The organism is Bordetella hinzii LMG 13501 (assembly GCF_001548475.1).
In the GTDB taxonomy this organism is placed as follows: Bacteria; Pseudomonadota; Gammaproteobacteria; order Burkholderiales; family Burkholderiaceae_B; genus Bordetella; species Bordetella hinzii.
This window is the reverse complement of the sequence record NZ_LRUJ01000026.1, coordinates 41,873-64,376: the sequence shown is the minus strand read 5'-3', so window position 1 is coordinate 64,376 and position 22,504 is coordinate 41,873. Positions and strand designations below refer to the sequence as shown.

General features: G+C 67.4%; 24 protein-coding genes. 11 read left to right on the top strand and 13 right to left on the bottom strand.

Annotated elements, in window-relative coordinates:
- The first annotated feature begins 107 nt into the window (after positions 1-107).
- The 5 genes from AXA74_RS16460 (at position 108) to AXA74_RS16440 (ending at position 4,956) form a co-directional block, all read left to right on the top strand.
- Complete coding sequence (locus tag AXA74_RS16460; RefSeq protein ID WP_029580856.1) at positions 108-1,223, top strand: branched-chain amino acid ABC transporter substrate-binding protein; 1,116 nt, start codon at positions 108-110, stop codon at positions 1,221-1,223.
- Positions 1,224-1,325: 102 nt separating this feature from the next.
- The gene (gene livH, locus AXA74_RS16455; protein WP_029580857.1) at positions 1,326-2,252 is read left to right on the top strand and encodes a high-affinity branched-chain amino acid ABC transporter permease LivH; all 927 of its coding nucleotides are present in this window, start codon (positions 1,326-1,328) and stop codon (positions 2,250-2,252) included.
- Positions 2,252-3,490, top strand: a complete 1,239-nt coding sequence (locus tag AXA74_RS16450) for a high-affinity branched-chain amino acid ABC transporter permease LivM (protein WP_029580858.1) — start codon at positions 2,252-2,254, stop codon at positions 3,488-3,490. The genes livH and AXA74_RS16450 overlap by 1 nt, the downstream gene beginning before the upstream one ends.
- Positions 3,487-4,254 carry a high-affinity branched-chain amino acid ABC transporter ATP-binding protein LivG gene (livG, locus tag AXA74_RS16445; RefSeq protein WP_029580859.1) on the top strand — a complete coding sequence of 256 codons (768 nt, stop codon included), beginning with the start codon at positions 3,487-3,489 and terminating at the stop codon, positions 4,252-4,254. Before AXA74_RS16450 ends, livG begins: the two co-directional genes overlap by 4 nt.
- Complete coding sequence (locus AXA74_RS16440; RefSeq protein ID WP_029580860.1) at positions 4,255-4,956, top strand: ABC transporter ATP-binding protein; 702 nt, start codon at positions 4,255-4,257, stop codon at positions 4,954-4,956.
- A gap of 57 nt (positions 4,957-5,013) precedes the next feature.
- Here AXA74_RS16440 and cuyB read toward each other — a convergent pair whose 3' ends face one another.
- The 3 genes from cuyB to AXA74_RS16425 all read right to left on the bottom strand — a co-directional run bounded on the left by cuyB (position 5,014) and on the right by AXA74_RS16425 (position 7,343).
- Positions 5,014-5,757, bottom strand: coding sequence for a cysteate racemase (gene cuyB / locus AXA74_RS16435; protein WP_029580861.1), 744 nt, complete (start codon positions 5,755-5,757; stop codon positions 5,014-5,016).
- 158 nt (positions 5,758-5,915) lie between these two features.
- Entirely contained in the window at positions 5,916-6,647 is a 732-nt protein-coding gene (locus AXA74_RS16430) for a glutathione S-transferase (RefSeq protein ID WP_029580862.1), read from the bottom strand.
- Between the two features lie 81 nt (positions 6,648-6,728).
- On the bottom strand, positions 6,729-7,343 hold the full coding sequence (locus AXA74_RS16425; protein ID WP_032978458.1) for a glutathione S-transferase family protein: 615 nt from the start codon (positions 7,341-7,343) through the stop codon (positions 6,729-6,731).
- A 105-nt stretch (positions 7,344-7,448) separates the two neighbouring features.
- On the opposite strand from AXA74_RS16425, the gene AXA74_RS16420 reads away from it, so the two are divergent.
- Positions 7,449-8,582, top strand: a complete 1,134-nt coding sequence (locus AXA74_RS16420) for a PQQ-dependent sugar dehydrogenase (RefSeq protein ID WP_032962719.1) — start codon at positions 7,449-7,451, stop codon at positions 8,580-8,582.
- Positions 8,579-9,214, top strand: a complete 636-nt coding sequence (locus AXA74_RS16415; RefSeq protein WP_032978461.1) for a glutathione S-transferase family protein — start codon at positions 8,579-8,581, stop codon at positions 9,212-9,214. The genes AXA74_RS16420 and AXA74_RS16415 overlap by 4 nt, the downstream gene beginning before the upstream one ends.
- Here AXA74_RS16415 and AXA74_RS16410 read toward each other — a convergent pair whose 3' ends face one another.
- Together AXA74_RS16410 and AXA74_RS16405 are read right to left on the bottom strand one after the other, a co-directional pair.
- Positions 9,215-10,111, bottom strand: coding sequence for a DMT family transporter (locus AXA74_RS16410; protein ID WP_029580866.1), 897 nt, complete (start codon positions 10,109-10,111; stop codon positions 9,215-9,217).
- Between the two features lie 4 nt (positions 10,112-10,115).
- On the bottom strand, positions 10,116-10,493 hold the full coding sequence (locus tag AXA74_RS16405; RefSeq protein WP_029580867.1) for a DUF423 domain-containing protein: 378 nt from the start codon (positions 10,491-10,493) through the stop codon (positions 10,116-10,118).
- A 54-nt stretch (positions 10,494-10,547) separates the two neighbouring features.
- On the opposite strand from AXA74_RS16405, the gene AXA74_RS16400 reads away from it, so the two are divergent.
- The 4 genes from AXA74_RS16400 to AXA74_RS16385 all read left to right on the top strand — a co-directional run bounded on the left by AXA74_RS16400 (position 10,548) and on the right by AXA74_RS16385 (position 12,970).
- Positions 10,548-10,958 (top strand): RNA-binding S4 domain-containing protein, encoded by a 411-nt coding sequence (locus tag AXA74_RS16400; RefSeq protein WP_032962716.1) that lies wholly within the window; start codon positions 10,548-10,550, stop codon positions 10,956-10,958.
- Between the two features lie 89 nt (positions 10,959-11,047).
- The gene (gene parS / locus AXA74_RS16395; RefSeq protein ID WP_032962712.1) at positions 11,048-11,512 is read left to right on the top strand and encodes a type II RES/Xre toxin-antitoxin system antitoxin; all 465 of its coding nucleotides are present in this window, start codon (positions 11,048-11,050) and stop codon (positions 11,510-11,512) included.
- Positions 11,509-12,024: an RES family NAD+ phosphorylase gene (locus AXA74_RS16390; protein ID WP_029580870.1), complete on the top strand. Its 516-nt coding sequence runs from the start codon at positions 11,509-11,511 to the stop codon at positions 12,022-12,024. Before parS ends, AXA74_RS16390 begins: the two co-directional genes overlap by 4 nt.
- Positions 12,025-12,163: 139 nt before the next feature.
- Positions 12,164-12,970, top strand: coding sequence for a MetQ/NlpA family ABC transporter substrate-binding protein (locus AXA74_RS16385; RefSeq protein WP_048940091.1), 807 nt, complete (start codon positions 12,164-12,166; stop codon positions 12,968-12,970).
- Here AXA74_RS16385 and AXA74_RS16380 read toward each other — a convergent pair.
- The 8 genes from AXA74_RS16380 to AXA74_RS16345 form a co-directional block, all read right to left on the bottom strand.
- Positions 12,948-14,147 (bottom strand): alpha-hydroxy acid oxidase, encoded by a 1,200-nt coding sequence (locus AXA74_RS16380; protein WP_029580872.1) that lies wholly within the window; start codon positions 14,145-14,147, stop codon positions 12,948-12,950. The two genes, AXA74_RS16385 and AXA74_RS16380, sit on opposite strands and share 23 nt — an antisense overlap.
- Positions 14,148-14,257: 110 nt before the next feature.
- Entirely contained in the window at positions 14,258-15,148 is an 891-nt protein-coding gene (gene asd, locus AXA74_RS16375; protein WP_029580873.1) for an archaetidylserine decarboxylase, read from the bottom strand.
- A gap of 73 nt (positions 15,149-15,221) precedes the next feature.
- Positions 15,222-15,740, bottom strand: coding sequence for a hypothetical protein (locus AXA74_RS16370; RefSeq protein ID WP_032962710.1), 519 nt, complete (start codon positions 15,738-15,740; stop codon positions 15,222-15,224).
- 74 nt (positions 15,741-15,814) lie between these two features.
- Positions 15,815-17,311: an aldehyde dehydrogenase gene (locus tag AXA74_RS16365; RefSeq protein ID WP_032978465.1), complete on the bottom strand. Its 1,497-nt coding sequence runs from the start codon at positions 17,309-17,311 to the stop codon at positions 15,815-15,817.
- A 59-nt stretch (positions 17,312-17,370) separates the two neighbouring features.
- On the bottom strand, positions 17,371-18,612 hold the full coding sequence (locus AXA74_RS16360; RefSeq protein WP_032978469.1) for a Zn-dependent hydrolase: 1,242 nt from the start codon (positions 18,610-18,612) through the stop codon (positions 17,371-17,373).
- A 24-nt stretch (positions 18,613-18,636) separates the two neighbouring features.
- Positions 18,637-20,334 (bottom strand): thiamine pyrophosphate-binding protein, encoded by a 1,698-nt coding sequence (locus AXA74_RS16355; RefSeq protein ID WP_032956041.1) that lies wholly within the window; start codon positions 20,332-20,334, stop codon positions 18,637-18,639.
- Positions 20,331-21,221: an HpcH/HpaI aldolase/citrate lyase family protein gene (locus AXA74_RS16350; RefSeq protein ID WP_032962707.1), complete on the bottom strand. Its 891-nt coding sequence runs from the start codon at positions 21,219-21,221 to the stop codon at positions 20,331-20,333. The genes AXA74_RS16355 and AXA74_RS16350 overlap by 4 nt, the downstream gene beginning before the upstream one ends.
- On the bottom strand, positions 21,218-22,501 hold the full coding sequence (locus AXA74_RS16345) for a TRAP transporter large permease (RefSeq protein WP_029580879.1): 1,284 nt from the start codon (positions 22,499-22,501) through the stop codon (positions 21,218-21,220). The genes AXA74_RS16350 and AXA74_RS16345 overlap by 4 nt, the downstream gene beginning before the upstream one ends.
- Positions 22,502-22,504 lie beyond the last annotated feature (3 nt).

Here is a 22,504-nt window from a genome sequence, read left to right as displayed (position 1 = left end):
GCGCTGTCGTTTAATTACAGCGCGGTGTAAGCAAGGCTTTGCGGAATAACAATGTTTCGCCTACCTACTAATAAGTCCGCTCCAATACTCTTGCCGGGAGAATCTGCATGAAGTTGTCGCAACGCTTTACCCCGCTAGCCGTCGCGATTGGCGCTCTGGCCCTGGCCGGCGCCGTGCACGCCGCCGATACCATCAAGATCGGTATTCCCCAGCCCATGACCGGTCCCAATACCCAATATGGCGACCAAATCCAGGCCGGCGCGCTGACCGCCATCGAAACCATCAACGCCAAAGGTGGCGTCAAGGGCAAGAAACTCGAACCCATCCTGATCGATGACGGCTGCGAGCCCAAGCAGGCCGTGCCGGCCGCCAACCGCGTGGTCAACTCCGGCGCCAAGTTCGCCGTGGCCCATGCCTGCTCGGGCGTGACCGTGCCGGCCGTCAATGTCTACGAACAGGAAGGCATCGTCGCCATCACGCCGGGCGCGACCTCGCCCCTGGTGACCGACACGATCAAGCCGCACTATTTCTTCCGCACGATTGGCCGCGATGACCAGCAGGGCCCGTTCGCGGCGCGCTACATCGCCAACACCATCAAGCCCAAGAAGGTCGCCGTGCTGCATGACAAGCAGACCTACGGCTCGGGCGTGGCCAACCAGGTCAAGGCCACCCTCGAGAAAGAGAAGGTCAACGTCGCCCTGTTCGAAGGCATCAACGTCGGCGACAGCGATTACTCGGCTATCATCACGAAGCTGAAATCGGCCGGCGTGGATTTCGTCTACTTCGGCGGCTACCACCCCGAGCTCGGGCTGCTGCTGCGCCAGTCGCGCGAGCAAGGCCTGAACGTCCAGTACATGGGTCCGGAAGGCACGGCCAACCAGGATCTGGTCGCCATCGCCGGCCCGGCCATCGAAGGCCTGCTGGTGACGCTGCCCTCCGACTTCACCAAGCTGCCCGGCAACGAAGGCATCGTGAAGGCCTTCAAGGACGCCAAGCGCGATCCGGACGGCGCCTTCCAGATGCCGGCCTATGCCGCCGTGCAGCTGCTGGCCGACAGCATCACCGCGGTGGGCGAGGACCCCGCCAAGGTGGCCGACTACCTGCACAAGACGACCTTCAATACCGCCATCGGCAAAGTCGAGTATGACGCCAAGGGCGACCTGAAGGACTTTGAGTTCGCGGTCTTCAAGTGGGACAAGAACGGCAAGAAGACCCAGCTGTAAACACTCCGCGGGCCTGGCTATCCGCCAGCACCCTACGCTGAGCCAAGGTTTCCGGCTCCGGGTGACACTACCGGAGCCGGAACTATTTGGAGCATTCGCAACATGCATGATCTTATCCCCCAGCTGACCCAGCAGTTCTTCAACGGGCTGTCCCTGGGCGCGATCTATGCCCTGATCGCCATTGGCTACACAATGGTCTACGGCATCATCGGCATGATCAACTTCGCCCACGGCGAGATCTATATGATCGGCGCCTACGTGGGCCTGGTCACCCTGACCGCCATCGGCACCAATAGCGGCATGCCGCTGCCTTTCATCATCGCGGCCATGCTGGTCGTCTCCATCGTGGTGACCTGCGTCTACGGCTTCAGCGTCGAGCGCGTGGCCTACCGGCCGGTGCGCAGCAGCCCGCGGCTGGTGGCCCTGATCTCCGCCATCGGTATGTCCATCTTCCTGCAGAACTGGGTGGCCCTGGGCCAGGGCGCGCGCGACATGGCCGTGCCTTCGCTGGTGTCCGGGGCGATGCAGTTCCACATGGGTTCCGATTTCGACGTGACCGTGCCTTATTCCCGCGTGATGATCATCCTGGTGACCGTGGCGCTGATGGTCGCGCTCACGCTGTTCATCAAGTATTCGCGCATGGGCCGGGCCTCGCGCGCCTGCTCGCAGGACATGCACATGGCCAACCTGCTGGGCATCGACACCAACCGGGTCATTTCCTTTACCTTCGTGCTGGGCGCCGGCCTGGCCGCCGTGGGCGGTGTGCTCATCGCCATCACCATCGGCAAGCTCAACCCCTTCATCGGCTTTCTGGCCGGCATCAAGGCCTTCACGGCCGCCGTGCTCGGCGGCATCGGCAGCATCCCCGGCGCCATGCTGGGCGGTGTGCTGCTGGGTCTTGCCGAGACGTTCGCCGCGGCCTATATCTCCTCGCAGTACAAGGACATCGTCGCCTTCGCGCTGCTCGTGCTGATCCTGCTGTTCCGTCCCACCGGACTGCTCGGTAAACCTGAGGTTGAGAAAGTCTGATGGCTAATCATTCGCTCAAAAACGCCACCATGGCGGCCGTGCTCACGGCCGTGATCGTCACGCCGGTCTTCGGACTGCAACTCATCCGCCAGGGCGCGCGGACCACCATGGAGTCCCGCTGGGACCTGGTGGCGCTGGCCGCCGCCGTGGTCTTCATTTTCCAACTGCTGCGGCCCTGGCTGGCCAAGCCCTTCCAGCGCCTGAAGACGGAGCTGCCCACGCTGCCGGCCGCGCCGACGGCGGGCGGGCGCAAGTGGCTGTTCGTGCTGGTCTTGCTGGCGGCGGTGATCTGGCCGTTTTTCGCCGGCCGCAGTTCGGTCGACATCGCGACCCTGGTGCTGATCTACGTCATGCTGGGCCTGGGCCTGAACATCGTGGTGGGCTTTGCCGGCCTGCTCGACCTGGGCTTCGTCGGCTTTTACGCGGTAGGGGCCTACACCTATGCCTTGCTGTATCACTGGGGCGGCTGGAGCTTCTGGGAGGCGCTGCCTTTCTCGGGGGCCATGGCGGCGCTGTTCGGCTTCGTGCTGGGTTTTCCGGTGCTGCGCCTGCGCGGCGACTATCTCGCCATCGTGACCCTTGGCTTTGGCGAGATCATCCGCCTGCTGCTCATCAATCTGACGTCGCTGACCGGCGGGCCCGATGGTATTTCGGGCATACCCAAGCCCAGCTTCCTGGGCCTGGAGCTCACGCGCCGCGCCAGCCAGGAAGGGGCCGAGACCTTCCATCAGTTCTTCGGCCTCACGTTCCAGAACCAGCATCTGGTGATCTATCTCTACCTGATGGCGCTCGCGCTGGCCCTGGTCACCCTGTTCGTGTCCAGCCGCCTGATCCGCATGCCGGTGGGTCGCGCCTGGGAGGCTTTGCGCGAAGACGAGATCGCCTGCCGCTCGCTGGGCCTGAACCCGACGCGCATCAAGCTCTCGGCCTTTACGCTGGGCGCCATGTTCGCCGGTTTCGGCGGCGCCTTCTTCGCCGCCCGCCAGGGCATGGTCAATCCGGAGTCCTTCACCTTCATCGAGTCGGCCTTGATCCTGGCCATCGTGGTGCTGGGCGGCATGGGTTCGCAGATCGGCGTCATCCTGGCCGCCATCCTGCTGACGGTGCTGCCGGAGCTGGCGCGCGAATTCGCCGAATACCGCATGCTGATGTTCGGCCTTGTGATGGTGTTGATGATGATGTGGCGTCCGCAGGGGTTGTTGCCCATGAAGCGTCCTCACGTGGAGCTGGGCAAATGAGTGAAACCCTGCTGAAAGTCTCCGGCCTGACCATGCGCTTCGGGGGCCTGCTGGCCGTCGACAGCGTAGCCTTCGAGGTCAAGCGCGACGAGGTCTTCGCGATCATCGGTCCCAACGGGGCCGGCAAGACCACGGTGTTCAATTGCGTTGGCGGCTTCTACAAGCCCAGCGCCGGCGATATCGTGATGGACGGCAAGTCCATCACCGGCCTGCCCAGCCACAAGGTGGCGCGCCACGGCCTGGTGCGCACCTTCCAGAACGTGCGGCTGTTCAAGCAGCTGACCGTGCTGGAAAACCTGCTTGTGGCGCAGCATACCCAGGTGGAGTCCCGCCTGCTGCCCGGGCTGCTGAAACTGAAGTCCTATCGCCAGGCCGAGGCCGACGCGCTGTCGCGCGCGGCGCAATGGCTGGACTTCATGGGTCTGCGCGAGCTGGCCAATCGCGAAGCCGGCAACCTGGCCTATGGCCACCAGCGCCGGCTGGAGATCGCGCGCTGCATGATCACCAAGCCGCGGCTGCTGATGCTGGACGAGCCGGCCGCCGGCCTGAATCCCCAGGAAAAGCGCGACTTGCAGCACCTGATCGATCAGCTGCGCCGGGAGTTCGGCGTGGCCGTGCTGTTGATCGAGCACGATATGAGCCTGATCATGGGTATTTCCGACCGCATTCTGGTCATGGAGCACGGCAAGCCCATCACCACGGGCACCCCCGACGAGGTGCGCAACGATCCGCGCGTCATCAAGGCCTACCTGGGGGAAGAATAAATGCTCAAGCTGGAAAACATCCATACCTATTACGGGGCCATCCAGGCGCTGAACAACGTGTCGGTGGAGGTCAACAAGGGCGAGATCGTCACGCTCATCGGCGCCAATGGCGCGGGCAAGACCACTTTGCTGATGACGGTCTGCGGCGATCCGCGCGCCCGGGAAGGCCGCATCACCTTCGAGGGCCGCGACATCACCCAGGAGCCCACGCACACCATCATGCGCAGTGGCATCGCCATTTCGCCCGAGGGGCGCCGGGTCTTCAAGGACCTGACCGTCACGGAAAACCTGATGATGGGCGGCTTTTTCGCCAAGCGCGCCGACATCGAGGCGGGGCTGGAGCATGTGTTCAAGCTCTTCCCGCGCCTGAAGGAGCGGGCCGCGCAGCGTGCCGGCACCATGTCCGGCGGCGAGCAGCAGATGCTGGCCATCGGCCGGGCGCTGATGACCCGTCCGCGGCTGTTGCTGCTCGACGAGCCGACGCTGGGCCTGGCGCCGCTCATCATCGCGCAGATCTTCGAGATCATCCGCACCATTCGCGACGAAGGCGTCACGGTCTTCCTGGTCGAGCAGAATGCCAATAAGGCCTTGCAGGTGGCCGACCGCGGCTATGTGCTGGAGAACGGCCGCGTGGTGCTGCATGACACAGGGGCCAACCTGCTGATCAACGACGAGGTGCGCAAGGCCTATCTGGGGGGCTGAGTCTCCCCGGCGGCCGAAGCCCGCGCCCCTGGCGCGGGTTTTTTTTGGCGGCGCGGATCAGGCCGGCAGGGTGTCGGCCGCGAGATGATGCGCCTGGTAGTGGGCGATGGCCGCCTGGGCCAGGGCATCGATGGAGTCGGTCAGGGGGATGCCCAGGCTTTTGCGCAGCACATGCGGCACGGCCAGGGGCAGCTCGGTGCAGCCCAGCACGACGGCGTCGGCGCCGCGCATGCGCAGCCGGTTGATGCACTCGGCCGCTGGCGCGAAGGATTCCTCCAGCTGGTTGCCCTTGACCGCGCGTATCGAGCTCATGCAGAGCGTGTCGATCTCTTCTTCGGTCGGGACGATGCAGGTATAGCCGTGCTTTTCCAGGGTCTGCTGGTACAGGCCCAGCCCCAGGGTGGCGGCCGTGCCCATCAGGCCGATGCGGCCGCGCGTGATGCCCTGGCGGCGCAGGTCTTCTGCGACGGCCTCGATGATGTGCAGCACCTCGCACTCGGAGGCCTGGGCCATCTGTTCGTACCAGAGGTGGGCGGTATTGCAGGGCACGGCGATCAGGCGCGCGCCGGCTTCGTTGAGCATGCGGATGCCGCGCAGCATCGCCGGCCAGGGGTCGGCGCCGCCGTATAGCCGGGCCGTGCTGCGGTCCGGGATGCGGGGGTCGTTCAAGAGCAGGGTGGGGATGTGCTGCTGATCGAAGCTGGCCGGGGTCAGGGCCGCCAGGCGCATGGCGAATGCGGCGCCCGCAAGAGGGCCCATGCCCCCGAGTATGCCCAAGTAACAAGAAGCGGAGTGGTTCATGACAAAGCGGTAAAGCCAGGCAGGCGTATCGCCTGCCTTGTAACGGCTGCCCAGGACAGCCGGCCAGGTCGGCTGGCCCATTGAGATAATTAGGGACGGGCTCTGCCGATCAAAACTACCGCTCAATGATACTGCGGAGTTTTTTATTTTTCCAGGGTTTACCCTAGGTTGTCGCCTGATGGCCCGTCGTCCAGCTCCGCATAGTGGCGAAAGAGGTCCGCGCCCATGGCCAGACGCCGCTGGCTGGTGAGGTAGGCTTGCAGTTCGGGCAGGTTGGCCACCCGGTCGTGCAGGGCCATGACGCGCGGATAGTCGCGCGCGATCATCGCCATCCGATGCGGGAAGGCGTAGAGCAGGCCAAAGACCAGGTGATAGAGGGACAGGTCGACATAGCTCCAGCGCTCGCCGCCGGCCAGCCAGGCGTCGCTGCCGGACAGGGCGCGCTCGAAATAGGCCAGGTACTTGGGGATTCTTTCCTTGCGGAAATAGGCCGCGCGCCGCAGGGCTTCGGTCTGCTGGTCTTCGTAATACAGGCTGGCGGCGATGGGATGGTGGACGTCATGGGCCTCGGCCACGGCGTCGGCGATGGTCAGCTGTAATTGGTTGACCCAGAGGCGGCCGGCGAGATCGGCCGGCGCCAGGCCGTGGCGCTCGCCCAGAAAATAAAGGATATTGGCGGTCTGGCCCAGGGTCATGCCGTCGGCCACCAGATACGGCGGGGCGAAGGGCGGATGCTGGCGGGTGCGCAGCATGTCCTCGATCAAGCCCTTGCTGCCGACCTCCGGCTCGCGGGCGCAGTCGCGGTAGGGGATGTGGCCGGCTTCCAGGGCCAGTCGCACGAATTCGCCCCGCCCGGGGATGTCGCTCCAATACCAGAGTTCATAGCTCATGCCGCGCTCCGCGAGGCGCGGGGGGCCGCGCCGGGGTTCAAGGGGGGCAAGCCGCCCGGCCCGCCCGCCGGCGCCTGGCGGTCAGGCCAGGCCTTCCGCCTTGAGCGCGGCCTGGACCTTGGGGTCGGCTTCCATGCGCTTGAAGAAGGCGGCCAGCTCATCATAGCCGCTCAGGTCGATGGACTTGGCATGCGCCCAGCGCAGCACGACATAGAGGTAGGCATCGGCAATGCCGGGGCGGGCGCCGGTCAGGAAGGGGCGGCCGCCGAGCCGGTCGTTGATGACGCCGAAGAGCACGCGCAACTGCCGGGCGGCGCTGGCGCGCAGCGCATTCTGCCCGGCTTCGTCTTCGATGTAGCGTTGGGCGCCGAAGACCAGCGAGAAGGTCTTGTGCAGATCAGAGTTGATCAGGCCCAGCCAACGGCGTGTCTCGGCGCGTGCGGCCGCGCTGCCGTCGCCCATCAGGCCAGCCTGCGGGGCCGACTCGGCCAGGTATTCCAGAATGGCGGTGTTCTGGGTGAGCACCAGGTCGCCGTCGACGAGCGCGGGCACCGCGCCCAGCGGATTGATCTTCAGGAACTCGGGGCCCTTGAGGGCTTCGCGGCTGAGCATGTGCGTCTCGTAGGGTTTGCCGATCCATTCGAGGACGATGTGGTCGGCCAGCGAGCAGGCGCCGGGCATGTAGTACAGTTTCATTGAGCGTGGTCTCCCAAAAGAGGACGTATCTTGTCCAGCGCGTATGGTACGCCCGATGGAGACGGCGTGTTCGCACGCATTCGACACCTGTCGCGGGGAGGTCCCATGTTGTGTCATTGGTCGCGGCGGATCGCCCTGGCGATCGGCTTTCTATCCCTGGGGCCGGTCCAGGCGGCTCCCCGTCCGGCGCCGGCGGCTGTCCAGGTCAGCGAGGTCGCAAGCGGCCTGTCCCACCCCTGGGCCCTGGCCTTCCTGCCGGACGGCTCGGCGCTGATCACGGAAAGACCCGGCAGCCTGCGCCTGTGGCGCGGCGGCCGCCTGTCGCCGCCTATCCCGGGGCTGCCCAAGGTCCATGCCGAGAGTCAGGGCGGGCTGCTCGATGTGGCGCTGTCGCCCGGTTTCGCCCAGGACCGGCTGGTCTACCTGGCCTATGCCGAGGCCGGCGATGGTAAGAGCGGCACCGCCGTGGGCCGAGGGCGCCTGTCCGAGGACGGCACGACGCTGGCGGACTTTACCGTCATCTTCCGCCAAGTGCCCAAGCTGTCGCGCGGACAGCATTATGGTGCGCGCCTGGCCTTCGACCGGCAGGGCTATCTCTTCGTGTCCCTGGGCGAGAACAACGACCGGCCCACCGCGCAGGATCTGGACAAGCTGCAGGGCAAGATCGTGCGCCTGCGGGCTGACGGCACGGTGCCCGGGGACAATCCTTTCCATGGCGACAAACGGGTCCGGCCGGAGATCTGGTCATATGGGCATCGCAATCCCCAGGGCCTGGCCTTCAATCCCTGGAGCGGCGCGCTCTGGGAGCACGAGCACGGCCCGCGCGGTGGCGACGAGGTCAATATCATCCAGCGCGGCGCCAACTATGGCTGGCCCCTGGCCACCCATGGCATCAATTATTCGGGGCTCAAGATTCCCGAGGCCAAGGGAACGAAGCTGGCGGGCGGGGCGGAGCCGCTTTACTGGTGGGAAAAATCGCCGGCCGTCTCCGGCATGGCCTTCTATGATGCCCAGGCCTATCCTCAATGGAAGCACTCGCTCTTTATCGGCGCGTTGGCGGACCAGGCGCTGATCCGGCTGACCCTGGAGGGCGACAAGGTGGTGGCCGAAGAGCGTCTGCTCAAGGACCGCGGCGCGCGCATCCGCGATGTGCGGGTGGGACCCGATGGCGCCGTCTATGTGCTGACCGATGCGCCCCAGGGCGCATTGCTGCGTGTGACGCCGGGAGAGGCGAAATGAGCGATATGGAATTGATAGGTTCGCGCGGCTGCGGCTCGGCCATTGTGGAGATGGCGCTGGAACAGGCCAATATCCCGTATCGCCTGACCGACCTGCCTTATCTCAAGCCAGGCCCGGGCCGCGACCGGCTCCTCGGCCTGAACACCTCCGGGCAGGTGCCCACGCTGGTCCTGCCCGATGGACAGGTGATGACCGAGAGCGCGGCCATCATGCTGCACCTGAACGATATCGCGCCGGCGGCCGGCCTGATCCCGCCCAAGGGACAAGAGCGCGCGCGTTGCTGGAATCTGCTGATCCGGCTGGTGTCGTCTATCTACCCGACGTTCACCTATTCCGATATCCCGGAGAACTGGACGACGGCGGGCCCGGGGGCGCAGCGCCTGCGCCAGACCGTGCGCCAGCGGCGCGAGCAGCTCTGGCGCGAGTTCGAGTCGCAGACCGGCGAGCCCCATGTGCTGGGCCGCCGCTACTCGGTGCTGGATCTGTATGTGGCGGTGATGACCCACTGGTATCCGGGGCGGGCCTGGTTCGAGACCGAATGCCCCCGGATCCATGCGGCGGCTCTGCGCGCGGCCGAGTCCCCGGTGGTGGCCGGGGTGCTCGCCCGGCATTTCGACCGGCCCTTGGAGTGATCAGGCGCGGCGGCGCCTGCCGGTTTCGCGCCAGGCGATGTACAGGCCGCTGCCGGCGATGAACAAGGCGCCGACGGTGGCCGAGACATCGGGTCTTTCGTTCCAGATCAGCCAGCCCAGCAGCGTCGCCCACAGCAGGCCGGTGTAATCAAAGGGCGCGACCACGGAGGCCGGGCCGATGCGAAAGCCCTGGGTGATGAGCGTCAGGCCGAGCGTGCTGAACAGGGCCACGCCGGCAAACAGCGGCAGGTCCGCCAGCCGCGGCGTATCCCAGAACCAGGGGACGAGCACGGCGCTGGATACAAGCTGGCCCACCACGATATAGAACATGGTGGTCAGCATGCCTTCGCCCTTGCCGATGGCGCGCGCCGTGATCATCATGACGGCGTAGAGCAGGGCGGTGACCAGTGGCAGCAGGGCGGCCAGCTGGAAGCTCGCCGAGCCCGGGCGCACGATCACCAGCACGCCGGCAAAGCCCGCGGCCACGGCCAGCCAGCGCCGGCCATCGACTTTTTCTTTCAGGAAGAACACCGACAGCGCGGTGACGAACAGTGGCGCGGCAAAGGCGATGGCGGTGTTTTCGGCCAGGGGCAGATAGCTCAGCCCCAGGTAGAAGCAGCTGGCCGACAGGATATTGATCGCGCCCCGCAGGAGATGGATGCCGGGATGGCGGGTGCGCAGGCTGCGCCGCCCGCCCAGGCCGGCCGCCAGCAGCAGCACGACCGGCGTGGCGATCAGCGCGCGCAGGAAGAGGATCTGGATGGGTGCATAGTGGGCGCCCAGCCACTTGGCCTGGGCATCGCTCAGGGTGAGGCAGAAAATCCCCGCCACGACGCAGGCAATGCCCGCCAGCGGGCCCGCGCCCTGGCCGGGCGCCTGGGAGGGTGAGGCGGCCATGGCGTTATTGGGGATGGCGCCAGACGGCCCAGGCGATCAATGCCCAGGACAGCAGAAAAGCCACGCCGCCCAGCGGCGTGATGGCGCCCAGGATGCGGGTGCCGGTGCCGGCCAGCAGATAGAGGCTGCCGCTGAAGAGCACAATGCCGGCGAACATCAGCCAGCCGGCCAGCGGCAGCAGGCCCGAGCTGTAGCGCGTGGCCAGCCAGGCCACGGCCAGCAGGCCCAGCGCATGGATCAGGTGATAGAGCACGCCGGTCTGCCAGACCGCGAGCATTTCCGGATCGAGCACCCGCTTCAGGCCGTGCGCTCCGAATGCGCCCGCGCCCACGGCGATGATCATATTGAGGGCGGCGAGAATGACGAAGGGGCGGTCGGGCATGGAATCCTCGGGTGTTGCAGTGGCGGCGGGCCGCGACGGTGGGGCTATCATAGGATGCTTGTGTGCAAGGATAGCAGTGTGACCGAGAAGCTGAGATTGGACAAATGGCTATGGGCGGCGCGCTTTTACAAGACGCGCAGCCTGGCGGCCGAGGAAATCGGGCGCGGCCGCGTGCTGGTCAATGATCAGCTCGCCAAGCCGGCGCGCGAGGTGGCGCCGGGCGACCGGGTCCGAGTACGCAAGGAAGATCCCGGCATCGAGGTCTGGGTGCGGGGCGTGAGCGCGGTGCGCGGGCCGGCGCCGGTGGCGCGGCTGTTGTACGAAGAGACGCCCGCAAGCCAGGCCGCGCGCGAACGTGCCGCCGAAATGCGCCGCCTGGCGCCGGAACCCGCCCGCGACATCGTCGACGGCCGGCCCACCAAGCGCGACCGCCGCATCATCGACGCCTGGCGCGGCAAGCGCTGAGCGTGGCCGCCGCATTCCATTTGGTATAAAATAGATCCCAATTGGAATCAACCCGCCGGGATCCGCCCGCTTCACGCCGGAGAACGCCTATGTCGGTCGCCCTTGCCAGCAGTACGGAACAGCCTGCCCGCCGCCGCGCCGGCCGGAGCTCGCCCAAGACCTTTCTCGCCCTGGTCGATTCGGCCTTGCCCGACCTGGCCCGCGAGGTGGGCCGTGGCCTGTCGCCGCGGCTGGTCGACGATGCCGCGGATTTCCTGCAGGTCAGCAAGGCCGAGATCATGGCCATCACCGAGGTCAAGCCGGCCTCCTTGTCGCGCTGGAGCCGCGAGGGCCAGCCCTTGCCCATGGGCGAATCGGATCGCCTGGCGCGGGTGGCGCGCGTGACGCGCCTGGCGCGCCAATTGCTGGGCAGCGCCGAGGACGCCGTGCAGTGGCTCAATACGCCGGTGCCCGCGCTGGGCAATGTGCGCCCGCTGTCGCTGCTGACCTCCGATGCCGGCAGCCGCATGGTGGAAGACGCGCTGGCCCGGTCGGCGGCCGGAGTCCTGGCTTGAGCATGATCTCGCTGTGGCGGATTGCGGCCACCGTGGGCAAGTATCGCGCCGACGACCTGAGCGGCGCGGGCGCGGCCGCCGTGGGCGGGCGGTACAACAGCGCCGGCACCGCCGTTGTCTACTGCAGCAGCAGCGTGGCCCTGGCCGTGCTTGAGACGCTGGTCCATCTCGGCGTGAAGGCCAGCGAGCACGCCAACCGCTACTTGGTCGAACTGCATGTGCCGCTGTCCGTATACGAAGCGCGCCAGACCTTGACGGTGGCGCAGTTGCGGCGCCAGCATCCTTTCTGGGATGCGGTGCCGTTTGCCGAGGCCTCGCAGCGCATCGGCGACGAATGGGTGCGGGCCGGCAAATCGGCCCTGCTGGCCTTGCCCAGCGCCATCCTGCCGCACCAGGGGCTGCCCGATGGCAATGTGCTGATCAATCCCCGGCATGCCGACGCCGGCGCGATCCGCGTGGCGCGCTGCGAAAAATTCATCTATGACCCGCGGCTGGGGCCTCGCCCGGCATGAGGGCGCCGCGCGCGGGGGCGCAAAAGCCTCGGAACGGCCAGGGGCAAGGCGGGCCGGCGGCCGCGCCTGGGGCACAATGGCGCCATCGGCCACATGTGTGGCCCAGCCAGGGGCGGGATAAGACATGAATCAAGGCGGAATGGGCGGCTTGCGGGCCTGGCTATGGGGATGGGGCCTTCTGGTCTTGTCGGGCTTGCTGGGAGCCGCGCAGGCGCAGCCCTTGCGCATCGGCGTGATCGCCAGCGTGGCCAACGAGGCGACCGAAATCGCCATCCGGCAAGCCGCCGACCAGGGGCTGGAGGTCAAGCTGGTCGAGTTCAGCGACTGGGTGCTGCCCAATATCGCCGTGGCCGATGGCTCCATCGACGCCAATTTCTTCCAGCACGAGCCGTTTCTGCAGTTGTTCAACCAGAGCCGGGGCACGCAGCTCACGGCCATCGCCTATGGTTATTCGACCACCATCGGGCTGTTTTCCAAGAAGCTCAAGCGCGGCGATGCGATTCCGCAAGGCGCGACCATTGCCGTGCCCAATGACCCGGTCAATACCGGCCGCGCCTTGCTGCTGCTCGACCGCATCGGCCTGATCAAGCTCAAGCCGGGCGCAGGCCACCGCGCAACCTTGCAGGATGTGGTCGACAACCCGCGCGGCATCAAGCTGGTGCAGGTGGAGGGCTCGCAGTCGGCGCGCACTTTCGACGATGTCACGGCCTCGGTCACCTACACCACTTTTGCCAAGCATGCCGGCATCGACGAGAAAGACGGCCTGGCTTTTGACAACACCGATGCCGACACGATCAAGCGTTATGCCATCCGCTGGGTGACCACGCCGCAAAAGGCCCAGGACCCGCGGCTCTTGAAGTTCATTGCCATCTACCAGCAGTCGCCCGAAGTCAAGAGCACGCTCAAGCGCCTGTACGGCGACCTCATCCGTTTTCCCTGGGAATAGACGGCATCGCGGGAGCGGCGCGCGCGGCCAGCAGCGAGGGCTTCATGTCGGCGGGCGACAGGATGCCCAGCATGGCCATGTCGCGGTCGACTTCCTCGCGCAGCAGCCGGATGGCATGGGCCACGCCGGCCTGGCCGCCGACGGCGGCCGCGTAGTTGAACGGACGGCCGACAAAGACGAAATGCGCCCCCAGGGCCAGCGCCTTGAGCACATCGGTGCCGCGGCGGATGCCGCTGTCCATCATCACCACCATGCCGGCCGCCGCGCGCGCCACATCGGGCAGCACGCGCAGCGGCGAGACCGTACCATCGAGCTGGCGCCCGCCGTGGTTCGAGACGATGATGCCGTCGGCGCCGTGCTCGCGCGCCAGGGCGGCGTCGGCCGGATGCATGATGCCCTTGATGATCAGCTGCCCCTGCCAGCGGGCGCGGATGCGCGCCACATGCTCCCAATTGAGGTGGTCGCGGGCGCTGAAGTCGCGCAGCACGCTGGCCGACATGATGGGGGCGCCGCGCGTGGCGAAGGAGTTCTCAAAATGCGGCATGCCGTGGCGGGCCAGGGTGCGCAGAAAAACGCCGGCCGTCCAGCGTGGGCGGATCATGCCATCCCAGGCCAGGCGCAGGCTGGGCTTGAGCGGCGTGGAAAAGCCGGTGCGGACGTTGTTCTCGCGATTGGCCGATACCGGGATGTCCACGGTGAGCACCAGTTGGCGATAGCCCGCGGCGGCGACCCGGTCGACCAGCGCGTCGATGCGCTCGACGTCCCCAGGCAGATAAGCCTGGAACCAGGTGCCCGGCGCGGCCTGGGCCACTTCTTCGAGGCGTATGAGAGAGGTGGCGCTCATGATGGCGGCAATGCCGGCCTGGCGCGCCGCGCTGGCCAGCACGATGTCGCCACGGTAGGCCGACAAGGCGCTGATGCCCATGGGCGCGATGCCGAAAGGCGCCGCGTAGCGGGTGCCGAAGAGCTCGACGCCCTGGTCGCGCTCGGATACCTTGCGCAGCACGCGGGGCACGAAGCCCAGTTCGGCAAAGGCGGCGCGGTTATCGTCGCGCGAGAGATTGTTCTCGGCCGCGCCGGCGATATAGCCGAATATCGGCCGTGGCAGGCGGCGGCGGGCCGCCTGTTCGAAATCATCCAGGCATAGGATGGACTTGAGGGCGCGGGGCAGGGACATCGGGACTCCGGGCAGGCGCGGGGGCGCCAAAGACCGGCAATCTACCAGGACCCATACGTGGCAGAAAGCGAATAAATCTGGAAAGATTTGTTCGCTTTATGGAAAGTCGCTCAAACGGCGAGAATGTCGGCGCTGCTGCTTGCAGGCAGGGCCAGCGTCTCGCCCATGCGGATGGGGCCGCGCACCGATGGCGTGTCCAGCCAGCGGATGCGGCGCGGCCCGAACAGCACGATGACGGTCGACCCCAGCTTGAAGCGGCCCATTTCGGCGCCGCGCGCCAGGGTGATGGGCTGGCGGGCCTGGCTGTCATAGCGCAGGCTGCGCACCTGGCGCTTGTGCGGCGTGACCAGGCCGGCCCACACGGTCTCGATGGAGGCGACAATCATGGCGCCGACGAGGACCAGGGCCATGGGGCCGTACTCGGTATCGAAGATGCAGGCGACCCGTTCATTGCGGGCGAACAATTCCGGCACATGGCTGGCGGTCAGCGGATTGACGGAGAACAGCCGGCCCGGGATGTGGATCATTTCGCGCAGGGTGCCCGTGACCGGCATGTGCACGCGGTGGTAATCGCGCGGCGAGAGGTAGATGGTGGCGAAGTCGCCGCCCTCGAAGGGAGCGGCGCGCTCGGCGTCGCCGCCCAGCAAGGCGCTCAGGCCGAAGCTGTGCCCCTTGGCCTGGAAGATCCGGCCGGCCTGGATGGGGCCCAGCTGGCTGATGGCACCATCGGCCGGCGAGACGATATTGCTTTCGTCGTCGTCCAGCGGCCGGGCGTCGGGCTTCAGGGCCCGGGTGAAGAAATCATTGAAGCTGGCGTAGGCCCGCGGATCCTCGACCAGGGCTTCGCTCATGTCGACCCGATAGCGCCGCACGAAGCGCGAAATCATGGCGTTCTTGATCTCGGGCGCGCGGCTGTCGGCCAGCAGGCCCATGGCGCGCGAGACGAGATGATGGGGCGCGAGATATTGGCTGGCGAGGAAGAGCTGGTCTTTGATGGACATGGATACCCTGGATAGCCGGCCTTCTTGGGGCCGGCGGGTCGAAACTAGGCTGAAGTGTAACGTCTGGGGCGCGTCAGCGCTTATCGCCGTCGGGCGCCAGCCACGGGGCTTCGGCCTGCGGGTCGGCCGCCTCGCGGGGCAGGTACTCGACCGGCACCCCAGGGGGCACTTTATCGATGCGGTCGCGATGGATGCGGCGCAGGCTGAAACTGGCGCTGCGGGAGGCCGCATTCTGCAGCAGCACCGACAGCACGGCGCCTTTGTCCTGGATCCATTGCGTCTTGCCGCGCAGCAGCTTGAGCGCCGAGGCGGGGCTGCCGAGCCGGTAGCTCATGGCATTGATCTGGGTGCTGTGCTTGCCGTCGAACAGGCCGGCATCCAGCTCGGTGATGGCGACCGCGTCCAGGTTGCTGCTGTCGTGCTCGACGCGGTAGACGAATTGCAGGCGGGTGTGCGGGTCGCGGATCACGACAAGCTTGTCGGCGCCCGAGATATCGGAAAACATCCCGACCACCTCCGACTCCACGAGCTGCTTGCCGCGTTGCTCTTCGGTGTAGAGGAATATCGTGGGCAGGGAAGTGGGAGCGGGCATCGTCGACCTTGGAAGACAAGGAAGCGCAGCATTTTACCTGCGCTGCCTGGTTAACGGCCGCGATGCCCGGAACTTCAGCGCAGGCTGATCCAGGTGGTCTTCAGATCAGTGTACTTATCCAGCGCATGGAGCGATTTGTCGCGGCCGAAGCCGGATTGCTTCACCCCGCCGAAAGGCACGGAAATGTCGCCGTCGGCATAGCAATTGACCCAGACCAGGCCGGCGCGCAGGCGGCGCGAAAGACGGTGCGCGCGCGACAGCGTGGCGGTCCAGAGGCCGGCGCCCAGCCCGTAGGCGGAGTCGTTCGCCAGGGCGATGGCCTCGTCTTCGTCCTCGAAGCGCTGCACGGCCAGCACGGGCCCGAAGACCTCTTCGCGCACCAGGGAGTTGTCCTGGCTGGCGCATTCCACGATGGTGGGTTCGATGTAATAGCCCCCGGTGTCGCCGCGGACCTGCCTGCCGCCCAGGCGCAGCCTGCCGCCTTCGGCGCGGCCGGCCTCGATGCGGGCGAGGATGCCTTGCATCTGGCGCTCGTCGACGATGGCGCCCATGGCGCTTGCCGGGTCGAGCGGGTCGCCGGGCTGCATGGCGGCGGCGAACTCGGCCAGGCGCGCCATGAAGCGGTCATAGATGCCGGCCTGCACATAGAGGCGCGAGCCGGCGATGCAGACCTCGCCCTGGTTGGAGAAAATGGCCAGCGCGGCGACTTGGGCGGCGCGGTCCAGGTCGGGGCAGTCGTCGAAGATGATATGGGGCGACTTGCCGCCGCACTCCAGCCAGACCCGCTTGAGATTGGACTGGCCGGAGTACTCCATGAAACGTTTGCCGGTGGCCGTGGAGCCCGTGAAGGCCAGGCAGTCCACGTCGGGATGGCGCCCCAGGGCCTGGCCGGCCACTGCGCCCAGTCCGGGAACGACGTTGAAGACGCCCGCGGGGATGCCGGCAGCCTCGGCCAGGCTCGCCAGGCGCAAAGCCGACAGCGAGGATTGTTCGGCCGGCTTGAGCACCACGGAATTGCCGGCGGCCAGGGCCGGGGCGACTTTCCAGGCGGCCATCATCAAGGGGTAGTTCCAGGGCACCACGGCCGCCACCACGCCCAGGGGTTCGCGGGTGATGGTGGCCAGGGCGTCGGGCCCGGTCGGGGCGATCTCGTCGTACTGCTTGTCGATGGCCTCGCCGTACCAGGCATAGCAGCGCGCGGTTTCCGGCAGATCGAACAGCAGCGCGTCGCGGATGGGCTTGCCCATGTCCAGGGTTTCGAGCAGGGCCAGCGTTTCGCTGTCTTCCTCGATGAGGGCGGCCAGGCGCAACAGGCGGGCCTTGCGCTCGCGCGGGGCCAGGCCGGCCCAGACGCCAGCGTCGAAGCTGCGGCGGGCCGCGGCCACGGCGCGGTCGACATCGGCCTGGCCGCAGGCGGCCACATCGGCCAGGTTGCGCCCATCGATAGGGCTGTGCGCGGCGAAGGTCGAGCCGTCGGCGGCATCGCAATACGCGCCGTCGATGTAGGCCTGGCCGACGATGGAGAGGCTGGCCGCGCGGGCGTGCCAGTAGGCGGAGTCATGCAGAGTCATGGCGGTGGGAGAGGCGGGTTGGGACCCCCGGGCCGTGGCGGCCCGGGCTCGGAGGGCGCTCAACGCTGGGCGTTGGCGCGCGCCAGCATGGCATCGAGCAGGACGTTGGCGCCGGCCTCCAGGTCGGCGGGCTTGGCGTCCTCGATCTCGTTGTGGCTCACGCCATCCTTGCAGGGCACGAAGATCATGGCCGTGGGCGTGACGCCGGCCATGTAGACGGCGTCGTGGCCGGCGCCGGTGACGATGTCCATCGCCGGCAGGCCGCGGCGCTGCGCGCCTTCGCGCACCCAGTTCACCAGCTCGGGATCGAAGGGCGTCGGCGGGAAATATTGCACCGGGCGCACCTCGATCTGCACGCCGTGTTCGCGCGCCACCTCGGCGGCGCGGGCCTGCCACTGCCGGTCCATCTCGGCCAGGGTGGCTTCGTCCTCGTGGCGCAGGTCGACCGTCAGGCGCACCTGGCCGGGAATGACGTTGCGCGAGCCCGGATGGGCGTGGATCTCGCCTACGGTGCCCCGGCCATGCGGGGCGTGGGCGCGCGCCAGTTCGACCACCGTCTGCAGCAGAAAGCTGGCGGCGTACAGCGCATCCTTGCGGATGGGCATGGGCGTGGGACCGGCATGCATTTCCATGCCGGTCACCGTGACGTCATACCAGCGTACGCCCAGCGAGCCGGTGACCACGCCCACCGTCTTGGCTTCATGTTCAAGAATGGGGCCTTGCTCGATGTGCGCCTCGAAATAGGCGCCCACCGGACGGCCGCCGACGGGGTCCTCGCCCGCATAGCCGATGGCGCGCAATTCCTCGGCCACCGACTTGCCTTCGGCGTCGCGCGCCGACAGCGCCGTTTCCAGCGGGAATTTGCCCGCGAACACGCCGGAACCCATCATGACCGGCAGAAAACGCGAGCCCTCCTCATTGGTCCAGATGGCCACCTCCAGCGGCGCGCGGGTCTGCACGCCGTGGTCGTTGAGGGTGCGCATGACCTCCAGGCCCGCCATCACGCCATAACAGCCGTCGAACTTGCCGCCGGTAGGCTGGGTGTCGATATGGCTGCCGGTCATGACCGGCGGCAGACTGTCGTCCAGGCCGGCGCGGCGGGCGAAGATATTGCCCACCTGGTCCACGCGCACGCTCAGGCCGGCTTCGCGCATCCAGCCGGTGACCAGGTCGCGGCCCTGGCCATCCAGCGCGGTGAGCGCCAGCCGGCAATTGCCGCCCTTGGGCGTGGCGCCGATTCTGGCCAGGTCCATGAGCGATTGCCACAGACGGTTGCCGTTGACGGAAAGAGGGGTAGTCATGATGCGATTCCTAACTGATGCGGGTTACTGCTGGCGTGCCAGGGCGGCCTCGCGGATGCCGCTGAGCGTCTGCCCGGGCGCGATGCCGTCGGCGTCGTAGCGGATCTCCAGCAGCGCGGGCAGGCGCTGGCTGTCGGCGAAGGCCAGGGCGCGCTCGAGCGCCGGCGCGAAATCCTCGCTGCGCTCGACCGCCTCGCCGTGGCCGCCGTAGCCGCGGATGATCTGGGTGAAGTCGGGGTTCTCGAAAGTCAGGGCGATGGTGCGGGCCGGGAAGTCTCTTTCCTGGTGGGCGCGGATCGTGCCCCACATGCCGTTGTTGAACACCAGCACCACGATGCCGACGCGGTACTGCAGCGCCACGCCCAGCTCCTGGAGATTCATCTGGAAGCAGCCGTCGCCGGCGTAGCAGATCACGGTGCGTCCGGGGTTCTCCAGCTTGGCCGAGATGGCCGCGGGCAGGCCGTAGCCCATGGAGCCCACGGTGGGGGCCAGGCTGGTGCCCGGTCCCGTGAAGCGGCGGTAGCGGTGGGGATAAAGGGCGTAGTTGCCGGCGCCCACGGTAATGCAGGCATCGGCCGGGATCCGCGCATCCACGCAGGCGGCCGCCTCGTCCAGGCTCATGGGGCCGGGCGACGGCAGCGGGCGGGTGCTGTCCAGATAGTCCTGGCGGGCCTGCACCACATGCGCGGCGCGCGAGACCTGGTGGCCCGGACGCAGCGAAGCGGCGGCTTCGGCAAAGCTCGCCACGTCGGCCACGATACCCTGGGTGGGCGCGAAGACGCGGCCCAGCTCGCAGGGATCCGGATAAACATGGACGAGTTTCTGGCGCGGCATCGGGCTTTCGATGACCGTATAGCCTTCGGTGGTGGCTTCGCCCATGCGCGTGCCCACGGCCAGCACCAGGTCGGCCTGGCGCAGGCGCTCTCGCAGGGCCGGCGTCATGCCCCAGCCTACGTGGCCGGCGGCGTTGGCATGGCGCTGGTCAAAGCATTCCAGGCGGCGCCAGGCCGTGCCCACGGGCAGCTCGAAGCGTTCCGCGAAGCCGGCGATCTGTTCGATGGCGGTATGGGTCCAGCCCGAGCCGCCCAGCAGCAGGAAGGGACGCTCGGCCACATCCAACAGGGCCGTCATGCGCGCCAGGTCGGCCGCGCCGGGATGGCTGCGGCTGCGCTGGTAGCGCGGCATGTCGGCCACGGTGGCGCGGCCCCACAGCGTGTCTTCGGGCAGGGCCAGCACCACGGGGCCGGGCCGTCCGCTGGTGGCGACGGCGTAGGCGCGGGCGATGAACTCCGGGATACGGTCGGTGCGGTCGATCTGGGCCACCCATTTGGCCATCTGGCCGAACATGCGTCGGTAGTCGATCTCCTGGAAGGCTTCGCGCTCGTAGAAATCGTTGCCCACCTGGCCCACGAACAGAATCATGGGCGTGGAGTCCTGGAAAGCCGTGTGCACGCCGATGCTGGCGTTGGTGGCGCCCGGGCCGCGGGTCACGAAACAGATGCCCGGCTCGCCGGTGAGCTTGCCATAGGCTTCGGCCATATAGGCCGCGCCGCTTTCCTGGCGGCAGACGATGGGCTCGATGGCGTCCTTGTGTTCATTCAGGGCATCGATGCAGGGCAGATAACTCTCGCCGGGGATCATGAAAATGCGGCGCGCGCCGTGAATGCGCAGCTGCTGCATCAGGATCTGGCCGCCGTTGCGTTCGACGAGTGTCTGGCTCATGCGTGTACTCCTTGGGCTGCATTGGCCCATTGTTCGAATTCGGCGTGGCGCGCGAGCAGGCGCCGCGCCGTGTTGTAGAGGGGGGGATCGACCGGGCTCACCAGGCCGGCGGCCAGGTCGGCCTCGCGCCGGCCGACGAGTTCGCGCGCCTGGGCGACTTCTTCGGGCTGCGGCGTGAAGACCGCATGGATCTGGCGCACTTGCTCGGGGAAGGTCGCGCACTTGGACTTCAGGCCCAGCCGGCGCGCCCAGCGCAGGTCCGCCTCGAGCGCCTGGGCGTCGCGGAAGTTGAACGGACAGTCGATGGGCAGGCAGCCCGCCGCCGTGCAGTCGACCAGGAAGCGCGCGCGGACCGCGTGCAGCTCCAGGCCGTCGGGGGCGCGTTCGGCCCCCAGGCTGGCGCTCAGGTCTTCGGCGGCCAACAGGCAGGCCGAGACGCGCGGGCTGGCCGTCAGGATGTCGTAGGCGCGCACCAGCCCCAGGGCGGACTCCAGCGTGGGGATGATCTCGGTGCGGCCGGCGGGCAGGCCCAGGGCCTGTTCGCGCGCCGTGATGGCGGCGTCCAGCGCGGCGATCTGCGCGGCGCTCTCGGCATGCGGCAGAAAGATGGCGTCGGGCGCGCCCGGCATCACACCGTCCAGGTCGGCCAAGCCATCGGCATCGAGTTTGTTGATGCGCACCGCGGCGACCACCTGGCGCTCGCGGCATTCGCGCATCAGGGCCACGATGCGCTGCCGGGCCGCCGGCCGGTCCTCGGGACGGGTGAACTCTTCCAGGTCGGCCACCAGGGCGTCGGCCCCGCCGTCCAGGCCGGCCCGTTGGGCCCGGGCATCCAGGCCCGGGACGAACATCCAGCTGCGGCGCAGCGCGATGGGACGCAGCGTCATTGCACATGCCTCGGCAGGAAGAGCACCAGTTCGGGCACGAAGGTCAGCAGCAGCATGACGGCCGTCATGGCCAGCATCATCCACGACAGCGGGCGCAGGGTCTGCATCATGTTGATCCCGCCTATCTTGCAGGCCGCCATGAGGTCCACGCCCACCGGAGGCGTGTTGGCGCCGATGGCCATGTTGATCGACAGAAGGATGCCGAAGTGCACCGGATCGATGTTGTAGTGGGCCAGCACGGGCATGACCACGGGAGCCACGATGATGATGACCGGAATGGCTTCCATGAAGGTGCCCAGCGCCAGCAGCACCACGGTCAGCACCAGCAGCACGGCGACCTTGCTGTCGGTCCAGTCGACCAGCAGCTGCGACAGGGCCTGCGGCACCTGCTCGGCGATCAGCACCCAGGCGAACAGGCCCGAGGCGCCGATGATGAGCAGGATGGAGGCGCTGCCTTCGCCGGTGGACTTCAGGCTTTCCCAGAGCGACTTCAGCGTCAGCGTGCGGTACCAGAAGAAACCGATCAGCAGCGCGTAGACGATGGCGCTGGATGCCGCCTCGGTCGCCGTGAAAAGGCCGAAGCGGATGCCGCCGATGATGAGCACCGGCACCATCAGGGCCGGAATGGCGTCGATCAGGGCGGCGCGCAGTTCGCCCCAGCTGAAGGGCTGGCCGCCAGCCCAGTTGTGCTTGCGCGCCTGCCAGATGGCCACGCCGATCAGCGACAGGCCCAGGAGCAGGCCCGGAACGATGCCGGCCAGGAAGAGCTTGCCCACCGAGGTGTCGGTGATCGTGCCGTAGACGATGAGCACAATGCTGGGCGGGATGATGGTCGAGGTGGCGCCGGCGCTGCCGATGAGCGCGCAGCTGAAACCCTTGTCGTAGCCGCTGCGGGCCATGGCCGGCAGCAGCAGGCTGCCGATGGCCACCACGTCGGCCACGCCCGAACCGGACAGCGCGCCGAACATCAGGCAGGCCAGCACGGCCACCACGGCCAGGCCGCCCTTGATGTCGCCCACGATGGCCGCGCACAGGCGCACGATGCGCTGGGTCAGGCCCGCGCCGTTCATGAGCTGGGCGGCGAGGATAAACAGCGGGATGGCCAGCAGCGTGAAGCTGTCCAGGCCGGCGACGTATTGCTGGGCCGCGACCATCATGGGCGCGGCGTCGTAGACGGCCAGGTAGGCCAGGCAGGCGACCACCAGACCGAAGGCGATCGGCATGTCGATCAGCACGGTCAGTGTGAAAACGCCCATGAGAAAGAGGGCACCGGTAGACATCTT

Coding starts and splice junctions, on each gene's coding strand:
- AXA74_RS16460 (WP_029580856.1), top strand. CDS start 108: ATGAAGTTGTCGCAACGCTTTACCCCGCTAGCCGTCGCGATTGGCGCT.
- livH (WP_029580857.1), top strand. CDS start 1,326: ATGCATGATCTTATCCCCCAGCTGACCCAGCAGTTCTTCAACGGGCTG.
- AXA74_RS16450 (WP_029580858.1), top strand. CDS start 2,252: ATGGCTAATCATTCGCTCAAAAACGCCACCATGGCGGCCGTGCTCACG.
- livG (WP_029580859.1), top strand. CDS start 3,487: ATGAGTGAAACCCTGCTGAAAGTCTCCGGCCTGACCATGCGCTTCGGG.
- AXA74_RS16440 (WP_029580860.1), top strand. CDS start 4,255: ATGCTCAAGCTGGAAAACATCCATACCTATTACGGGGCCATCCAGGCG.
- cuyB (WP_029580861.1), bottom strand. CDS start 5,757: ATGAACCACTCCGCTTCTTGTTACTTGGGCATACTCGGGGGCATGGGC.
- AXA74_RS16430 (WP_029580862.1), bottom strand. CDS start 6,647: ATGAGCTATGAACTCTGGTATTGGAGCGACATCCCCGGGCGGGGCGAA.
- AXA74_RS16425 (WP_032978458.1), bottom strand. CDS start 7,343: ATGAAACTGTACTACATGCCCGGCGCCTGCTCGCTGGCCGACCACATC.
- AXA74_RS16420 (WP_032962719.1), top strand. CDS start 7,449: ATGTTGTGTCATTGGTCGCGGCGGATCGCCCTGGCGATCGGCTTTCTA.
- AXA74_RS16415 (WP_032978461.1), top strand. CDS start 8,579: ATGAGCGATATGGAATTGATAGGTTCGCGCGGCTGCGGCTCGGCCATT.
- AXA74_RS16410 (WP_029580866.1), bottom strand. CDS start 10,111: ATGGCCGCCTCACCCTCCCAGGCGCCCGGCCAGGGCGCGGGCCCGCTG.
- AXA74_RS16405 (WP_029580867.1), bottom strand. CDS start 10,493: ATGCCCGACCGCCCCTTCGTCATTCTCGCCGCCCTCAATATGATCATC.
- AXA74_RS16400 (WP_032962716.1), top strand. CDS start 10,548: ATGCTTGTGTGCAAGGATAGCAGTGTGACCGAGAAGCTGAGATTGGAC.
- parS (WP_032962712.1), top strand. CDS start 11,048: ATGTCGGTCGCCCTTGCCAGCAGTACGGAACAGCCTGCCCGCCGCCGC.
- AXA74_RS16385 (WP_048940091.1), top strand. CDS start 12,164: ATGGGCGGCTTGCGGGCCTGGCTATGGGGATGGGGCCTTCTGGTCTTG.
- AXA74_RS16380 (WP_029580872.1), bottom strand. CDS start 14,147: ATGTCCCTGCCCCGCGCCCTCAAGTCCATCCTATGCCTGGATGATTTC.
- asd (WP_029580873.1), bottom strand. CDS start 15,148: ATGTCCATCAAAGACCAGCTCTTCCTCGCCAGCCAATATCTCGCGCCC.
- AXA74_RS16370 (WP_032962710.1), bottom strand. CDS start 15,740: ATGCCCGCTCCCACTTCCCTGCCCACGATATTCCTCTACACCGAAGAG.
- AXA74_RS16365 (WP_032978465.1), bottom strand. CDS start 17,311: ATGACTCTGCATGACTCCGCCTACTGGCACGCCCGCGCGGCCAGCCTC.
- AXA74_RS16360 (WP_032978469.1), bottom strand. CDS start 18,612: ATGACTACCCCTCTTTCCGTCAACGGCAACCGTCTGTGGCAATCGCTC.
- AXA74_RS16355 (WP_032956041.1), bottom strand. CDS start 20,334: ATGAGCCAGACACTCGTCGAACGCAACGGCGGCCAGATCCTGATGCAG.
- AXA74_RS16350 (WP_032962707.1), bottom strand. CDS start 21,221: ATGACGCTGCGTCCCATCGCGCTGCGCCGCAGCTGGATGTTCGTCCCG.
- AXA74_RS16345 (WP_029580879.1), bottom strand. CDS start 22,501: ATGTCTACCGGTGCCCTCTTTCTCATGGGCGTTTTCACACTGACCGTG.